This window comes from Methanosarcina sp. MTP4 (assembly GCF_000970045.1).
In the GTDB taxonomy this organism is placed as follows: domain Archaea; phylum Halobacteriota; class Methanosarcinia; order Methanosarcinales; family Methanosarcinaceae; genus MTP4.
Map to the genome: position 1 here is coordinate 3,024,955 of NZ_CP009505.1, position 16,005 is coordinate 3,040,959.

15 protein-coding genes are annotated in these 16,005 nt (G+C 48.8%); 3 read left to right on the forward strand and 12 right to left on the reverse strand.

The features are described from left to right. Positions 1-636 precede the first annotated feature (636 nt). From MSMTP_RS12555 to MSMTP_RS12620, 11 genes are all read right to left on the reverse strand, one after another. Positions 637-3,180 (reverse strand): hypothetical protein, encoded by a 2,544-nt coding sequence (locus tag MSMTP_RS12555; RefSeq protein ID WP_048179963.1) that lies wholly within the window; start codon positions 3,178-3,180, stop codon positions 637-639. Then, positions 3,177-5,054 (reverse strand): VWA domain-containing protein, encoded by a 1,878-nt coding sequence (locus tag MSMTP_RS12560; protein ID WP_048179966.1) that lies wholly within the window; start codon positions 5,052-5,054, stop codon positions 3,177-3,179. Before MSMTP_RS12560 ends, MSMTP_RS12555 begins: the two co-directional genes overlap by 4 nt. 3 nt (positions 5,055-5,057) lie before the next feature. After that, positions 5,058-5,939 carry a DUF58 domain-containing protein gene (locus MSMTP_RS12565; protein ID WP_048179969.1) on the reverse strand — a complete coding sequence of 294 codons (882 nt, stop codon included), beginning with the start codon at positions 5,937-5,939 and terminating at the stop codon, positions 5,058-5,060. 94 nt (positions 5,940-6,033) lie between these two features. After that, entirely contained in the window at positions 6,034-7,008 is a 975-nt protein-coding gene (locus tag MSMTP_RS12570) for a MoxR family ATPase (protein ID WP_048179972.1), read from the reverse strand. Between the two features lie 331 nt (positions 7,009-7,339). Then, positions 7,340-8,230: a hypothetical protein gene (locus tag MSMTP_RS12575; RefSeq protein ID WP_048179974.1), complete on the reverse strand. Its 891-nt coding sequence runs from the start codon at positions 8,228-8,230 to the stop codon at positions 7,340-7,342. 246 nt (positions 8,231-8,476) lie between these two features. Continuing rightward, positions 8,477-9,358: a prephenate dehydratase gene (gene pheA, locus MSMTP_RS12580; protein ID WP_048179976.1), complete on the reverse strand. Its 882-nt coding sequence runs from the start codon at positions 9,356-9,358 to the stop codon at positions 8,477-8,479. Positions 9,359-9,651: 293 nt separating this feature from the next. Continuing rightward, positions 9,652-10,479 carry a TrmB family transcriptional regulator gene (locus MSMTP_RS12590; RefSeq protein ID WP_048179982.1) on the reverse strand — a complete coding sequence of 276 codons (828 nt, stop codon included), beginning with the start codon at positions 10,477-10,479 and terminating at the stop codon, positions 9,652-9,654. Positions 10,480-11,449: 970 nt separating this feature from the next. Then, positions 11,450-11,818 carry an ATP-binding protein gene (locus MSMTP_RS12600; protein WP_048179987.1) on the reverse strand — a complete coding sequence of 123 codons (369 nt, stop codon included), beginning with the start codon at positions 11,816-11,818 and terminating at the stop codon, positions 11,450-11,452. Between the two features lie 216 nt (positions 11,819-12,034). Continuing rightward, on the reverse strand, positions 12,035-12,445 hold the full coding sequence (locus tag MSMTP_RS12605) for a CGGC domain-containing protein (protein ID WP_082090617.1): 411 nt from the start codon (positions 12,443-12,445) through the stop codon (positions 12,035-12,037). A 58-nt stretch (positions 12,446-12,503) separates the two neighbouring features. Beyond that, positions 12,504-12,842 carry a cupin domain-containing protein gene (locus MSMTP_RS12610; protein WP_048179988.1) on the reverse strand — a complete coding sequence of 113 codons (339 nt, stop codon included), beginning with the start codon at positions 12,840-12,842 and terminating at the stop codon, positions 12,504-12,506. Between the two features lie 307 nt (positions 12,843-13,149). Continuing rightward, positions 13,150-13,809 carry an NAD(P)/FAD-dependent oxidoreductase gene (locus tag MSMTP_RS12620; protein ID WP_048183545.1) on the reverse strand — a complete coding sequence of 220 codons (660 nt, stop codon included), beginning with the start codon at positions 13,807-13,809 and terminating at the stop codon, positions 13,150-13,152. A 192-nt stretch (positions 13,810-14,001) separates the two neighbouring features. Between MSMTP_RS12620 and MSMTP_RS12625 the strand changes: the two genes are divergently transcribed. Continuing rightward, on the forward strand, positions 14,002-14,379 hold the full coding sequence (locus MSMTP_RS12625) for a helix-turn-helix domain-containing protein (protein WP_048179993.1): 378 nt from the start codon (positions 14,002-14,004) through the stop codon (positions 14,377-14,379). 148 nt (positions 14,380-14,527) lie between these two features. Here MSMTP_RS12625 and MSMTP_RS12630 read toward each other — a convergent pair whose 3' ends face one another. After that, a complete protein-coding gene (locus MSMTP_RS12630) occupies positions 14,528-15,199 on the reverse strand; it encodes an NAD(P)/FAD-dependent oxidoreductase (RefSeq protein WP_048179996.1) in 672 nt (223 codons plus the stop codon). Positions 15,200-15,376: 177 nt separating this feature from the next. Here MSMTP_RS12630 and MSMTP_RS12635 point away from each other — a divergent pair, with 177 nt between their 5' ends. Continuing rightward, positions 15,377-15,733: a helix-turn-helix domain-containing protein gene (locus tag MSMTP_RS12635; protein WP_048179998.1), complete on the forward strand. Its 357-nt coding sequence runs from the start codon at positions 15,377-15,379 to the stop codon at positions 15,731-15,733. 39 nt (positions 15,734-15,772) lie between these two features. After that, positions 15,773-15,907 carry a hypothetical protein gene (locus tag MSMTP_RS20220; protein WP_255350973.1) on the forward strand — a complete coding sequence of 45 codons (135 nt, stop codon included), beginning with the start codon at positions 15,773-15,775 and terminating at the stop codon, positions 15,905-15,907. Positions 15,908-16,005: the final 98 nt, after the last annotated feature.

Consider the following 16,005-nt stretch of genomic DNA (forward strand, 5'->3'; position numbering starts at 1 on the left):
TTTAGCTGTCCTCATTGATTTTGTTTTTAGCTGTCCTCATTGATTTTGTTTTTAGCTGTTCTCAATGCTTTTGGCTTGAAATTTTATCCTTGTTATTGTTTTTAGCTGTTCTCGTGCTTATTTCTATGAATTTTCAGGGAAAAGCCGGCCGCCTACGGCGCCCGGTGAGAATGCGGGGCATAGAGCAAATCAACAACCGTAACTCCGGCATTAACTTATCCCCACAAACCTTTTTCAATTTACTTTTCAAGTACCGGTATTCTCACCGGTCAGCTTGCTGACCGGCTTTTTCCAAAAATGAAATCTTAAAATTGAGTTCATACACAGCACTGTTTTGAATTTAAAGACCAATCAGAAAAAGGGCATCACAATATACAAAATATATATTCTGATGACTGAGATGGGCACCACAATAACCAAAAAATACATTCTAATGACTATCGAGGTCATTGGGACAACTAAAAAAGGCACCTGAATGACTGCCTAGGAACCTGAGACGTCTGACGGGAAAAGTAGAAAAAAGGATGGCAGGGGAGCAAGAGAAGAAAGAAAAGGGAAGAGCAAAAGAAGAAAGAAGAGGGAGAAAGAAAAAGAAGAAAGAAAAGGGAAGAGCAAAAAAAAGGAAAAAAAAGGAAATTATTCTCCTGCTGCTTCCTTTGCTGCCTGCACTGCCTGCAGTTTCCTGAGTCTCCTCATTTCCCTTATGCGCCTTACAATGATTTCGCTGAGATAGAGCAGGAGGGCTGCAAGGAGCACGTACATCTTCAGGCTCATTGGTTCCTGAACTTCCCGTTCGGAGTTTTGCCGGGCGTCTTTCAGGAGGAGAGCTCTTGCTTCCCTTGCGTCGTAGATATTCCCGCCGGTTGCCAGGACCAGGGGTTCAACCTCTTTATTGATCCCAACGTCCCGGAATTCAAGGGGGTAGTTTACGGCAAGGGGATAGCCGGAGATGTCGTGAAGGCCGGGAGTGTCAGGGCTTACGGTGGTCTCGTAGATGTTCCTTCCCGTAAGGGCAAGGTCCAGAGCTTCCCCATCCAGTTTAAGCTTAGGAATGCCTTCCTCGTACATTATCAGGGTAAGCTCAGCCGGGGTGCCGAGCCAGGTATCCGGCCCGTCAAGGACGGCTCCTTCTTCAGCCCGGGGGTTTCCGATAGCCCAGTTGCTCATGCCTGAAATTAGCCGCGCGTTCTTTCCGGAGTAAAGGACAGGAGCCCAGAGCCTTCCGCTTCCTTCCCCGTTGTCCGTGGAAAGGGCAGCTACCCTGCCAAGCCCGAAGCGCCAGGTGGTAAGGACAGGCTTTCCGGTAACCGTGATTATCAGGCGTTCGGCCCCGGCTTTCGGGGTAACGTCGTTGTAGCCGGTGATCATCCCGGTAACATTTCCGTCCACGTTTCGCGTTATGAAATGGTTAGGGGAATACACCAGGAGGGGGTAGGCGTCGAGTTCGAGTTCTTCTTCCTCGTCTTCTTCTTCCTCGGGGGGTTTTACTGTGGGTTCGAAATCAATGGTAGCCCGGGGATTATCTACCACCCTAGGATCTAAACTCTGGTATACCCCATCTACTTCTTTCATTAACATTTCCGCATAGAGATTCCTTCTCGAATCATACTGAGAGCTGGCGCTTGATCTTATGTGTATGAAGTAAAAGTTTACACCCATCCCTTGCAGTTCTTTCGCAATTTCAAGACTTTCCGGGTAAGAGTCTTCTATCCCACCATCTGATAGAATGATAACATCGAGTTCGCCGTCTTCACTTTCCAGTAAACTCTTTGCAGTTTCTAATCCTTCATCCAATGATGTTTCACTTTCTAAGTGTGGATTTAATTGTGAAATCTTTTCTTCAAGTAGCTGGACATTGTAGGGCAAGCCCAGATAAACAAAACCCTCGGAAACATCAACGCCTGTACTCCCAAAGGCAACTACCGCCACATCTGCATCTTTTAAGTTTTCATTTTGAATAATCCATATTGCATTGCCCAAAATATCTGCAAGTGTCCCCTTTTCAACTTCACTTATGCCTTCTGCCACATTAACATCTTTCTTTAGAGTGCTCGGAGAGACATCCAAAACCAAAATAAGACTCCTTCCTCCCTTGAACTCGGAAGGTTTCGAGATGACAGGCAGGAGGGCTTCGAGGGAAGAGTTCAGGTAGTTCCCGTAATTATATGCCCCTTCTCCACCCACAACGATCAGCCCGTTACCGTCGCTGACATAGGTCTTGATCTCTTTTACTTCCTTTTCGGAAAGGGTGTTTATGAACCTGTTATCCAGCACAAGGGCTTTGCTGTCCTCGATCTTATCTGCTCCGGGATAATCGTTAACCACCGAGACCTCGTAGAGGTTGCTCAGGACCTGGCCAAGCGGGGAATCAGGCTCGTCCGTTACGAGAGTGATTTTCGGTTTCGGGACCACGTAGAGGGCTTTGTCGAACTCGTTATTGATATCGTTCAGGTCTTCCCCGTCAGGCTCGATCTCTACCCTGAGGTTATGGGCTCCGAGAGTGCCAAAAGCCCGGGTTATCGGAATAGTCATCTCCCGGGTATCCTGGGAAAAGTGCTTGCTCTGGAAAAGTTCCCCGTCCACGTAGACCTTAAGGAAATAACTGGCAAGTCCGTCGTTAGCCTGGGAAACCAGGATTTCAAACTCGTTCTCGTTTTCCACGACAACGGTCTTGTCCCCTAGCACCTGTACGCTGAGGTCGTTTACCTCGAGTTCGGGTTCAACCATGTAAACCCGGGTATCGGTTTCCCGGGCAAATTCCAGGGCTTCCGTAAGGTCTTTGCCTGCGTTATTGTTCCCGTCGGTCACAAGCACGACCTGGCTTCCGCTGCCCGAGTACTGGAGGACAGCGTCCCCGAGGCTGGTCTTGTCTCCCGTTAGCTGGATGAAGGTGGTGGGAGTCTTTGCGGTAAGGGCTTCGTAGAGGTCTGTGCCCGTTCCTTCCTGGAAAATACCCATACTGCCGGTCTCGTCCGAGACCACGATCAGTGAAGGGTTGTCTTCACTAACGACATTCGACATCAGAGTGACAGGGGAAGCAAGGGCAAGGACCAGGAGGAAAGCGACCAGCATCCTCCATTCCACAAGCTTCGTTTTCGTATTCCGCAGGAGGTAGAACCCTGCAAGGATTACCGGGATTACCAGGAGCAGCATTTCGGGCTGTTCAAGGGAGACGTTCAAAGTTCACCCCTCCCGCGCACGATAAGGATTTCAAGTAGCAGTAGCAGGAAAAGAACTCCGATCAGGTAGTTACTGATATCTTTTTTGGCTGTATAGGTATCTGAACGCACGAGTTTGGGCTCGTCATCCGCAACAGCCCGCTGGATAAGTTCCGAGGCGTCCACGGTGGTGTCCGATTCCCGGTCATCATAAAGGTTAACGGCTATTTTTTTGCCTGCGATATTATAGATCCCGACTTCGTCAAAGAGCACGCGGTTTGCAGTCAGGGTGCGGCTTGGGGTTTGTATATCCTCGGTCTTCGAAAGGGAGCTTACAGTTCCGGTCTCCAGGTTATAATCGGCAATGTCCCCGACACCTCCGAGCCACTCAATGAGCTTTATCCAGAAGACCGGGTATTCGGGCAGGTTGTGGAAATTGTTCCAGGCCCCTTCCTGGAGTTCGTCGTTGAAACCCAGGTAAAAGACGGTGCCTTCCCCTATCTGCCAGTAACTCAGGACAGGCACCTCGTTGTCAAGGACTGCCAGGGTGGTCGAACCTGTTCTCTCAGTGGCGTTCAGGTACTTCCTGACAGAGATTTCCTCCGTCTTCACGTCCTTGGTAATACTGCTTTCCCGGACCTCCTCGACTTCCAGCCCGTCTTCAGCCTCTCCGATCCCTATGGGCTTTACAGGGAGGATCTTAATCAGGTCAACGTCGGTCTTTTCCGGAACAAAAGCCCCGCTTGCAATGAAAACCGCATTTCCTCCGCCTCTCACATAGCTTTCGATCCTTCCGACAGAACTGTTAGCTACAGGGGTTTCCTTCTGGGCAAGCACCACCAGGGTGTAGGCACTCAGGTCCGCAGGGACGTTATTCCGGACCTTGATTTCACTGTTTGGAAGCAGGGAGAGCGCGGTTTTTGAAGGCAGCTTCCCGTCATCCGTGATAAAGAGGATGTTTTGCAGGGAACTTTCCGGAATCGAGATATAGGCACTGTTGTCCGCAGGGAGGTCGTCGTCTTCCGTAAGCATTACCCTGGTAATTCCTGGGTCCAGTTCTGCAAGCTGGAACTGTTTGGTCTCCCCCGCAGGGACGGAAAGGGTAAAAGGCTTCGTGCTGCCCCCGGAAATTCCCCTGCCGGTCTCAAGTTCGACCTTTTCGGTCCGGGTATTGTAGTTCTTAACCACGCAGGTGTAGCTGTAGTCCCCGTCCGTTGCTTCGATCCAGCCGTTAATGATCCCCACGTTGTCCGCGGGCTTTCCGACTTTCACGAAATTGACCTGGATGCCGTAGGACTCTGCCAGGTTCTTAGAAGCAACAGGGTCATCCCCTTCCCAGGAAGTGAAGTCCGAGATCACGATGATCCTCCCACCTTCCTGCGACAGGAGACGCATCCCGGTGGTGACCGCCGCAGAGATGTCGGCAACCCCTGCCCCTTCCGGGACATTCTTGAGGGTGTCCTTAGCAGCCGAAGCTCCCCCGCCTTCCAGGACCAGCAGGGGCACGTTGGAAGCCAGGATGATGCTGTTTTTCTTACTGAGGTAAGTATCGGCAAGTCCCAGCGCATCTTCAAAGCGAGACTCAGTCTGCATGCTTGCCGAAGTGTCCAGGATGAGCACGGTATGTTCCCCGCTCAGGGGTTCTTCCGCAGTGTAGAAGTAGCCGGCGGCGGCAAGGGAAAGAAGGATCAGGACCAGGAGTTGGGCCAGGAAGAGAGGGTCTTTTACGATCTTCGTGATCGAAGCGTAGACCCTTTTTCGCTCCCTCTCAATTTTCAGGACAAACATGAGAGAGGGAATTGAAAGCTCCGAAGGTTTGGGCCGGAGCATGTAGAGAATGATAAGAGGGATGATGCTCAAAAGGCCGGCAAGGGCAAGAGGGTTTGCAAATGGCATTTTTCAGCGCCTCCTTCTCCTGATCGTATGGTAGAACGCATCAAAGATGGGAGTATCGCTCGTAAAGGTGTAGAACTCAGCCCCTACCTTCAGGCAGGCTTTCCTGATCCGGGCACTGTGGTCATCGAGCTTTTCCAGGTAGTTTCCCCTGAACTTTTCACTGACATAGGTCCTGATCTCTTCCCCGGTTTCCAGGTCAATAAGCTTGCTGTTCCCCTCAAGGGGAAGCTTCTTTTCGGTCGGGTCCAGCACCTGGATCAGGATGAGGTCATGGTCCGAGAGCCTGTACACGGCAGATTCCACGGCTTCGGGTTCCTCAAGGAAGTCAGAGATAAGGATGACAAGGGACCTGGACTTGATCTCCCGGCTGTACTTTGCAACACTTTCGGCAATAGAGGTCCCCCCCGTAAGCTCGAGCTCGCTCAGGTGGTCGATTGTCCGCAGGAGGTTTTTCTTTCCCCTCCTGGGCTTGCGGATGTCCACATCCTCCCCAAAAGTGGAAATGGCGAACCTGTCGTTGTATTTCGTAACCATGTAGGCATAGCCAGCCGCGAGCATGGCCGCGTATTCGAACTTCGATGTCCCGTATCCGGGGTAGTCCATGCTTTTGCTGGAATCGAGCAGGATGTGGGTTGTAAGAGTCTTTTCTTCCTCGAACTGCCGCACATAGAGTTTTTCGGTCCGGGCATAGGCTTTCCAGTCGATGTCCTTGAGCTCGTCACTATGGTCGTACTCCCGAAACCCTATGGTATCAATGCCGTGTCCGCTCCGGGTAGAGGGGCGGTTTCCTGCGTAGACCGTGGACACACGCTTCCGGACCGAGAAGGTAAAGCGGTCAAGCTGCCTGAAAAAATCCGTTTCTATTTTTTGTTTTGTGCGGGTCATTCTGGATCTTCAATCAAAAGCCGATTCCTGCCTGGATACTTCTTGCCTGGCTTCGTTCCTGCCGACTCAAAGATTTTACCGAAGGGGTCTCCCTTCATTTGACTTTCTGGAGGATTTTTTCGACTGCCTCATCGGAGGTCATCCCGCTCCGTTCGGCTTCGAAGGTAAGGATTATCCTGTGCCTGAGTACAGGGTAGGCCATGGTATCGACATCTTCCTTGCTCACAAAGTTCCTGCCTTCAATGAGGGCGCGGGCTTTTGCAGCAAGGATAAGCCCTATGGAAGCACGTGGAGAAGCCCCAAATTCGATGTTTTCTTTGTCTTTCCGGGTCATTGTCACGATAGAAAGGGCACGCTGGGTGAGTTCGTCCGAAATCGGGACCTGTCTTGTGAGTTTCTGTAAATTGAGAAGGGTGGACTTGTCCAGGCCCCTTGTAACCTGCGGGACCTCGGATTTCGTGTAGCGCTTTACGATTTCCATTTCCTCTTCAAAGGAGGGGTATTCCAGCAGGATCTTCAGGAGGAAACGGTCAAGCTGGGCTTCGGGCAGGGGATAAGTCCCTTCCATTTCAATGGGGTTCTGGGTCGCAAGGATGAAGAAAGGCCGGTCCAGCAGGTAGGTATCGTTTCCGACAGTCACCTGCTTCTCCTGCATTGCCTCGAGCAGGGCAGACTGGGTCTTCGGAGAAGCCCTGTTAATTTCGTCTGCAAGCACGATATTTGCAAAGACGGGACCCGGCTCAAACCTGAACTCCTTACCTTTTTCTTTTTCCTCAATCACGTAGGTCCCTGTGATGTCGGAGGGCATGAGATCAGGAGTACACTGGATCCTGCTGAACTTCAGGTTCATTGCCTTTGAAATAGTGGAGATCATAAGGGTTTTTGCAAGCCCCGGATTACTTTCCACCAGAGCGTGCCCTTCACAGAGGAGGGCGATCGTGATCTGCTCCACTGCCTCTTTCTGGCCTACGATGACATTCCCGATCTCCTCAAAAAAACTCTTGAAAATCCTGCCCGCGTTCTGGTAGGTCATGGAGGCCTGCTCCGAATCTGCATCATTTTCGTACATATTATGCTTCACCCTTTCTGTCGTTTTCCGTTTTTTTCCTGCGGGGGCCCTTCCCGCCCCTCAGGATAATTCATAACCTTGATGTGTTAACTTGATGTGTTAACTTAATGTGTTAACTTGATGTGTTAACTTAATGTGTTAACTTGATGTGTTAACTTGATGTGTTAACTTAATGTGTTAACTTGATGTGTTAACTTAATGTGTTAACTTGATGTGTTACAATAATGATTTTCCGGTTCTTACAATAGGAATAAATTCGTTAGCTAGTATGATAGGAACTGATTTCCTACCCGGGCAATGGGAACCCAAACTTTTAGATAAATTTGTTATCTCATTCTTCCGCAAGTTCTTCAAAGTAACTCTGGATGATGCTCCTGTACCCTTCGGGGAGGTTGTCGTAATAGGCCTGGGAAGCGATAGCTTCGGGGTCGTAGGCTGCGGACTGGATAAACTCCTCGTCCCGCTCTTCCCCCTCTTCCTGTACGGTAAAGCCCTGTCCTGCCCCTGGAGGTATTTTCAGGTCCACTTCCGTGCCCTCCACCACAATGACAGCAGGTTCCCCGAAGAGGTCTTCTCCGGGCTCTTCCTCGGAAGTCCCACCGCCGTCCTCCAGCGAGAAAAGGTCGGAATCCGAACCCGGGAAGGGGATGTCCTCGATGACCTCTTCCAGGTCCGTCGGACTGAACTCGCCCTGGTAGCCGGTCTCGGCAACATAGACAAGGACCACAACCGCACATACGATCATGAAGAAGTTTTTTGCAAGCTTCTTCCGGTTCAGGAAAGCTGAAGATTTCACGGGCTTCGAATCGAGAATAACGCTGCCAATCAGGTCCTGGACAATGATGTTGTCAAGTTCCCGGTTGTCATAAGCGGTCCTGAGCCTTTCTTTCAGCACGGGGTACTTTTCCTCAACCAGGGAAATAGCATCCTTCTTACCGGTCCTGTAATGCCTGATTGCCGTTAAAGCCAGGGACAGGACAAAGGCTAGAGAAGCCATCCCGAGCGTCTCAAAAAAGATTTCAAAGCCTAAGAAATCGTATCTTGCACCTGTATAAGGCTCAAAGACGGGGAACATGAAAAATATGTCCTGCATGTTGAAGACCGTGAAAAGGGCATACAGGATCAGGAACGCGGCAAGCAGGTCCGCCAGGAAATAGAAGCCTCTGTACCTCTTAAGGGCCGATTCGTGTTTAGTTACTATTTTTTCAATCTCGAGAGCCATCCTGCCGCCTCTAAGTACCGGGACTACGGTCCCGGTTATATAAATGTGATATGTAACTTTTAGTAATTATTAGCCTGTACTTTTAATGGTATAACTCTGTACTTTTAGTGATCTGAGCCTGTACTTTTGTGTGATATTTTATTTTAAGATAGTGGCCTATACTTTATTTACATTATTCTTTTTTTAAGTATGATACGGGCTTCTGCCTCTCTCTGGAGCTTTGTCCCCTGTCCCGGAGTCCGCGCCTTAAGCTTCCGAATTTCCTAAAGCCGGATATGAACCAAGGACTCTTAGGATATCAGCTTTTGCCTTAATATCTTCTAAGGCATCTTTTATAAGTGCATCGCTGGCAGAGCCCTCGAAATCGATGTAGAAATAATAGTCTCCAAGTTCCCTTTTGGAAGGCCGCGATTCGATCTTTGTCAGGTTGATCCCCCGCTCCGCAAAGGCCCCCAGCAAGCCGTAGAGGGATCCGGGACTGTCTTTAGCCAGGTAGGCGATCAAGGAAGTTTTGCATTGGATTCGTATCCGGTCAGATTCCTTACCCGCTCCCTTGCAGCCGGAAGGACTGCATTTTCCGGATACCTCAGCCCTCAAGACAATGAAACGGGTATGGTTTTCCTCCCGGTCCTGGATGTTGGAAAGCAAGACCTTCAACCCGTACTTTTCGGCAGCCTCGGGGGAGGCAATTGCTGCCATTTCCTCAAACTCCCCGGCAAGTCTTGCAGCATGGGAAGTGCTGCCCGTGCTCCTGAGTTCCGCGTGCGGGAAATTCACTTTCAGGAAATGCCTGCACTGGGCAAGGGCCTGGGGGTGGGAGAGGATGACCCTGATGGCTTCAGGGCTGCCTTTAGAGAGCAGGCAGTGCTCGATTTTGACCACGACCTCCCCGCTTATTACTGCTCCGTCTTCCCGGAGGAGGTCCAGGGTTACACCTACCGAACCCTCGATGGAATTTTCGATGGGAATTACCGAAATATCCGTTTTTCCTCTGGCCGCGGCAAAAAAAGCGTCCTCGATATCCTCAAAATACCGCAGTTCCGCAGCTTCCAGGCCATTGTTACGCATCCAGAGCTTTGCCGCCCTTTCCGAATATGAGCCTTCGGGCCCCAGCACGCCGATGATCATTCAGTGCCTAAAAAGGGCGGATGGTAATAATATTTTTTGATCGCAAGAAACCGACGCAACCTGAATAGCCTTATCCTGCCGTTCTTGCCCCCGCGCTTCAGCGCGGCTTTTCCAGGAAATAACGTACAGGAATAATGAAAGAAAACTTTGTTTCCATTTCTTTTCATTAATTTTACTTATTTTCACCTATTTTCACCTATAGTCACGAGCGTAATTAATGCGACAAAAAACGATGTGTAATAAAGCAATTTATGTCGCATCAAATGAAGGCGTGACTATATTTTCACTTATATTCACTTCTTTTTCTCAAGCTCTACTTTTAGGTCAACGATTTCCCCTGCCTGCCACAAAATTTCAAACTCCTCCCGGAGGTTTTTTGCAAGCCCGGCATCCCAGATTTTCACTACCGAAAGGACGCGGTCTTTATCTTTTGGATGAGGCTGGAAGAGGATTACCACACTATCGTCAACGACCCCGAAATACGAGTCAAAGTTCTGGCTGAGCCTGATGTCCAGACCTTTTTTCAGTTTCCCGAGAGTTTCTTCCCCCTGCATTGAAAACACGGGAACAAGAGCAAGGAAACGAGGGGAAATAAGAAGCCGGATTTTAACCCCCCTGTCTACGGCTTTTATGATTTCCGGAAGCAGATTGGCGACTACGGGCATCCCTAAAGCCGGAGGGATTACATTGACCGATTTTTTAACTTCCCTGTAGACGGAGGTGGCAAACTTTTTAATTTCGGATTCCGTGATGGCAGTTGTCCAGAAGACCTCGTTCATCCGCTTCTGAGGGGATACGGTTTCCAGGGCCTGTTTTGCTTCCTCGACAGAGCCTTTCAAAAGCGCCATTTCCCTTTCAAGTTCAATTTTCTTTTTCTCAAAAAAAGCATCAAGAGCGAGCTCAGGGTCTACCGCCCTGAACTTTTTGGGCCTTGAGGTCTGGACTTCCACAAACCCCTTCCCAGCCAGGGACTCGAGGACGGTATAGATCTTCCCGTAGGGCACCTCCGCATCCCTGTAGACGGAGCTTGCTTCGGATACCCCCAGTTTCAAAAGGGAGAGGTAGGCTGCAGCTTCATAGGCGTTTAGGCCGATATCCAGGAGGAGCTTTTTCTTCTGCACAGTAAATGCTGAATATTATTATGATAAGTAATTTTCGAAAAGAATTAGCAGCAGAAACTCCGATCTCCCGTTAAAGTTCCACGGGTTCGGGAAATATTCCGCTTGAACCATTCCACTTGAACCCGGAAACCGTTTTTCAATTTGATCATTTAAAAATTCCTCCGCCAGCTTGCCTGGCGGCCCTTCACGAAAAATATACAGGAGAAATAAAAAAGAAAAATTGGAAGGGATCTGACCTTCCGCAGAAGTCCACAAAAATGCCATCTATTTTCTCAATATGGTTATGAAATAAAAACCAACTCGCAATAATACAAAGAATATCGGACAAATCGGTAAATGAATGATACATTTGTGTACATCTGCGGAAAGTGAGAGGGATGTTTACACACTGTATTTATTTCTGTATATTCCTTTTTTGCTCGTGTTCTTACCGGTTCCATTCCTTACGTTTTCTCCGGCTACTTTTAATTTTTTTGTCTTTCTTATTTATTCTCTTAATTCTGGAAAGGCCGCTCACCTTCGGTGACCGGAGACAAGAACGACACGAGATACCTAATCCGGTTATACGGGGGACCAAATAAAACGTCCTCACAGACCAGATCTTAACCGTGAATAAGGCTCGGGAGTACGCTTCGCTCCCTCAAGCGGACTTTTAACCGTGGATAAGCTGCGGAAGGCAGCGAGTGCAGACCCAGCAGAGTTGCGGCTCTGCAGTACGCGGTCCGTTTCGCTCCACTTCGTTTCGCTCAAGCGGACTTTTAACCGTGGATAAGCTGCGGAAGGCAGCGAGTGCAGACCCAGCAGAGTTGCGGCTCTGCAGTACGCGGTCCGTTTCGCTCCACTTCGTTTCGCTCAAGCGGACTTTTAACCGTGGATAAGCTGCGGAAGGCAGCGAGTGCAGACCCAGCAGAGTTGCGGCTCTGCAGTACGCGGTCCGTTTCGCTCCACTTCGTTTCGCTCAAGCGGACTTTTAACCGTGGATAAGCTGCGGAAGGCAGCGAGTGCAAACCCAAAGGCTCTCCATTTTGTGCCTGAGCGGCATGAGGTAGTGGGTGTCTTCGCCTGCGCCGCAGCTGAAGCAGCGGATGGAGACGTCGGTCTGCCTTGGCTGGGCTTCGGCTTTTTCCCTGTTGAATTCAACTGTGTGCCTTTCTTCGATAGTGATTGCACCCTCGGGGCAGACTCCTATGCAAAAGCCCATGCCGTCGCAGAGTTCTTCGGATACGACTTTTGCTTTGCCATTTATGACCTGGATTGCGCCTTCGGCACAGGGGGAAACGCATTTTCCGCAGCCGGTGCATTTTTCTTCGTCAATTTTTACAATCATCCGTTTTACCATAATTTTAGACCTCTCAAAGTTTCGTAAATTAATATCAGGTTTGTAAGGACATCAGGTTTGTAAGGATAAGACTTCCAGCCCCACACTCCAAGCCAGGGGGTATTGGGACGAAGGTTGGGGTGTGTAAATCATTGATAGAGGAGTGTGGGACGAAAGTTAGCGTGAATGGTTGAAAGGAGAACAAAGGAAGGAAAAGGTGGAGGGGTAATGAGATTTTCAGTGGTGTGTGCCCTCCACAATTTCGATTCCTTCGTTCCGGATTGTTTTTCTGATGGTGTCGAGGTGCGGGCATTTGGGATAAAAGCCTTCCATCAGCATGCAGGAACTCAGGTGCACGACATCAGGTTCGTGCTTTTTGAGCGCCTTTAGCAGGCGGTAAACTCTCCGACCTGAGCAGCCCCCACATGTGAAGAAGGCAATCATCTGTGCGTTTTCATCGTAATTTTCGAAATGGGATTCCCTCTCATTGAACGCCTTGAAACATCCAACCCCGGGGCAGGCTTCTGAAACGATATCACAGCGAACGACCGCTATTTTTGTGGGTTTTAAGGTCTCTGAAGCGGGCTTTATTTCTTTGACCGTTTTGCCTCCGACCTTTTTTTCTTCACTCACTTTTTCTTCGACCATTTTATCACCGTTCCTTCTGCGGTTTTATCCGATCACTCACTGGAAATTAAGAAATAATTTACAGCATGCGTGTTTTTTCCGTCGGCCTTGGAGCTTTTACGACAAGTACCCTGAAAGTCCCATCTCCGGGATTCAGAAGACGGTGGGGGATTTTTGCAGGACTTTCTATTAGCATGTCCCGGCTGACTTCTACCTGTTCGTCCCCGATCTCAACGGCTCCGTTTCCTTCGAGCACGTAGAAAAACACGTCCACCGGCGTGATGTGTTTTTTCAGGGCTTCTCCGGGCTTGAGTTCGATATGTACCGCCTGAGCATTTTCATTATCATAAAGCATGCGGACACTCACATTGTGAGGGTTCGGTTTTTCAGGTGCTGATTTCATGTCCGTTATTTTCATGTGAATCTCTCTTCGGCCGTTTTGTATTCAGTTTTTGATTAACCTGGTTTCTCCAGATATGCCGGAATCCCGGGGAAGGTAATCCCTCCCCATGTATCAGAATGTTCAACATTTTAGTGCTCACAGTGTGTGAAAATCCTCAATATACCCAAATTTTTAAGATGTTGAATTTCTTGTTGAATTCCTTGTTAAATGTCTTAATTGTGAAAGACCCGTTGGAAGCCCCGGAAATAAAAGGAAAATGGGGCTACGGGCCTTATCGGAGGAAACAATTTAAAGTGTATTGACAGCAGTGCAAGCCTGGCACTCACAGCCCGGTCTGTTTTTTGAATTCTTCCAGGCCAATACTCTCGATGAACGAGCCAAGCCTCTTTTTTGTACCGGAATTTTGGTAGAAATTAACGATCCTGTCCACGGCTTCCAGGACTTCTTCTTCGGAAAGTTCCTTTGCTACGGGCTCGGCAAGCCTGGGTTTTGCCCCAGCAGCGCCGCCGACCATCAGGGTGTACCCTTTTGCAGTGCCCATAATCCCGACATCCTTGATCGCGGGCTCGGAACAGGAGTTAGGGCAGCCGGAAACTGCCATTTTGAACTTGGAAGGCATGGGCATCCCGTGGTACTTCTCGTCCAGTTTCAGGCCGAGACCCACTGCGTCCTGCTTGCCCTGCTTGCAGAAAGTCGTACCCGGACAGAACTTAACGCTCCTGACACAGAGCCCTATGGCAGCTCCGGGCGCCATCCCGAGGTCGGCCCAGGCAGCGTCCAGGTCTTCTTCTTTCAGCCCTACGATTGCAATCCGCTGGGCAGAAGTCGCCTTGAGGGCTGCAGCCCCGTATTTTTCCGCAACGTCAGCAAGTTTCCTGAGGACTGACGGGTCCATAATTCCGCCGGGCAGGTGGGGGGCTATTGCGTATGTTTCACGGTCTCTCTGAACGATTGCGCCTTTTTCGGGTAAATTTTGTTTCAAATTTTTTGCCTCCTCTTTTACCCTGTCGTTTTTCACCCTGCATCCGGCCGTTTTTATTCCGTTTTCGGACGTATGGCATCTTTTCGGGTAAGGAATATGATTGATCACAATATCTTGTTTACATGGTATCTTTTAGGTACTGATATATTAAAGATACTAATTTATATAGTAGACAGTTTCTACCTTCATACCATGAAAGAATGTGCTGTATATGTCAAGGACTGCACCGTGTATAAGACAATGAATATTGTAGGGAAGAGGTGGACCATTCATATCCTTCTGGAACTGTACAAAGGGGAAAAGAAGGAAAAACGCTTCAATGAGTTGAAAAGGAAGCTTGGAACCATAACCCCAAAGACTCTTTCAGAAAGGCTTACAGAGCTTGAACAGGAAGGCCTTATCGAGAAAAACCTCGACAACTCCACGAATCCCCCGAAGTCCGAGTATTTCCTGACGGAAAGCGGAATGGATTTCATAAAGATAATCATGGGCATCAAAAGATGGGGCCTGAAATGGAAGTTCAAGAACAAGGAATGTGAAAAGGCAGTCTGCAAGTATTGTGATATCTAACCGGGAAGATAAGGAAATCTGAAAGAAATAATGCAGCAGTAATGCAGCAAAAAATAAAAAATAAAAAATTCGTTTTTGGAGGAAACGAATTTTAAAAATAAAAAATGAAGGGGTTAACCTAAAAGTGAAAAAGTGATGGGAAAAAATCTTATTTTTCCCAGAGGCCTACTTCCTTTTTGAACTCTTCCAGGCCGATCTCGTCTATGATTGTTCCGAGTCTCTTCCTGTTTTCTCCGTATTCCTTGAAGAAATCAATGATCCTGTCGACAGCTTCCAGGACTTCGTCTTCAGTGAGACCCTTTGCCACGACATCTGCGAGCCTCGGTTTCAGTCCGGCAGCCCCGCCTACCATGAGAGTGTAGCCTTTTGCGGTGCCCATGACCCCGACGTCCTTAATTACGGGTTCGGAGCAGGAACTCGGGCAGCCCGAAACAGCCATTTTTAGCATGTAAGGAAGCTTTACTCCCCTGTACCTGGCTTCCAGTTTCGTCCCGAGGCCTACGGCATCCTGCTGGCCTTTCCTGCAGAAGGTCGTACCCAGGCAGATCTTGACAGCCTTTACAAAGGGTCCGGCAACCATTCCGGCGTCCATACCGAGATCTGCCCAGGCGGCGTCAATGTCCTCTTCCTGTAAGCCCACGATTGCCATCTTCTGTTCGGAGGTCATTTTCAGGGTGGCAGCCCCGTATTTCTCCGCAACATCCGCAATCTTTCTCAGGGTTGCGGGGTCAACAAGCCCTCCCGGGGTCCTTGGGGCAATTAAGTAGGTTTCTCCGTCGCGCTGGATAATAGCATTTTTTTCAGGTATTGTCTTCTTCATGGGTATCGCCTCAACATTTATTGTAAAAATATCAGGATTTACGTAAAGATTTTACTCCTGCATCCCTAATAAAGGAATTTCCGGAGAAGATATACATCCATCTTTTGTTGGGTATCCTTTTAATAGTAGTATTTTAAAGATACTTGTTTATATAAGGACAGTATCCATGTTTATACCATGAAAAACTGCACTGTTTACAAAACGATGAATATTATGGGAAAACGATGGACTATCCACATCCTTCTGGAGCTGCACAAAGGAGATAAGAAAGAAAAAGGTTTTAACGAACTTAAAAGGAAGCTCGGCGGCGTCACCCCGAGAATTCTTTCAGCCCGTCTGGTGGAACTTGAAAGTGAAGGGCTGATCATAAAGCAAACAGACCACTCCAAGGTTCCCGGCAGGTCCGAATATTTCCTTACGGAAAGCGGGGAAGACTTCATACAGGTTATCCAGGGAATCAAAAAATGGGGCACGAAGTGGAAATTCAAGAACAGCGAGTGCGACAGGTCTGTCTGCAAATACTGCGACCTTTGAATATCTCCGGGATAACAAGGAGATAAAAGGGAGAAAATTATGAGAGATGCGGGAAAAATTACGGAAAATTACGGAAAAATCTTTAATTTCACAACAGCCGCCCTCTCGCAAAAAATAGGGGAACAGGACACGGACAGGGGCATTGAAACTATTTTATATACAAAAGAGTCCTAAATTATATTGTGTATATTGTGTGTACTGAATAATGGGGAAGAATTCGCACCCTTCGGGTGAGGTCCTGCGGCAGGGGTAACAGGAACTGCAGGGAGTAA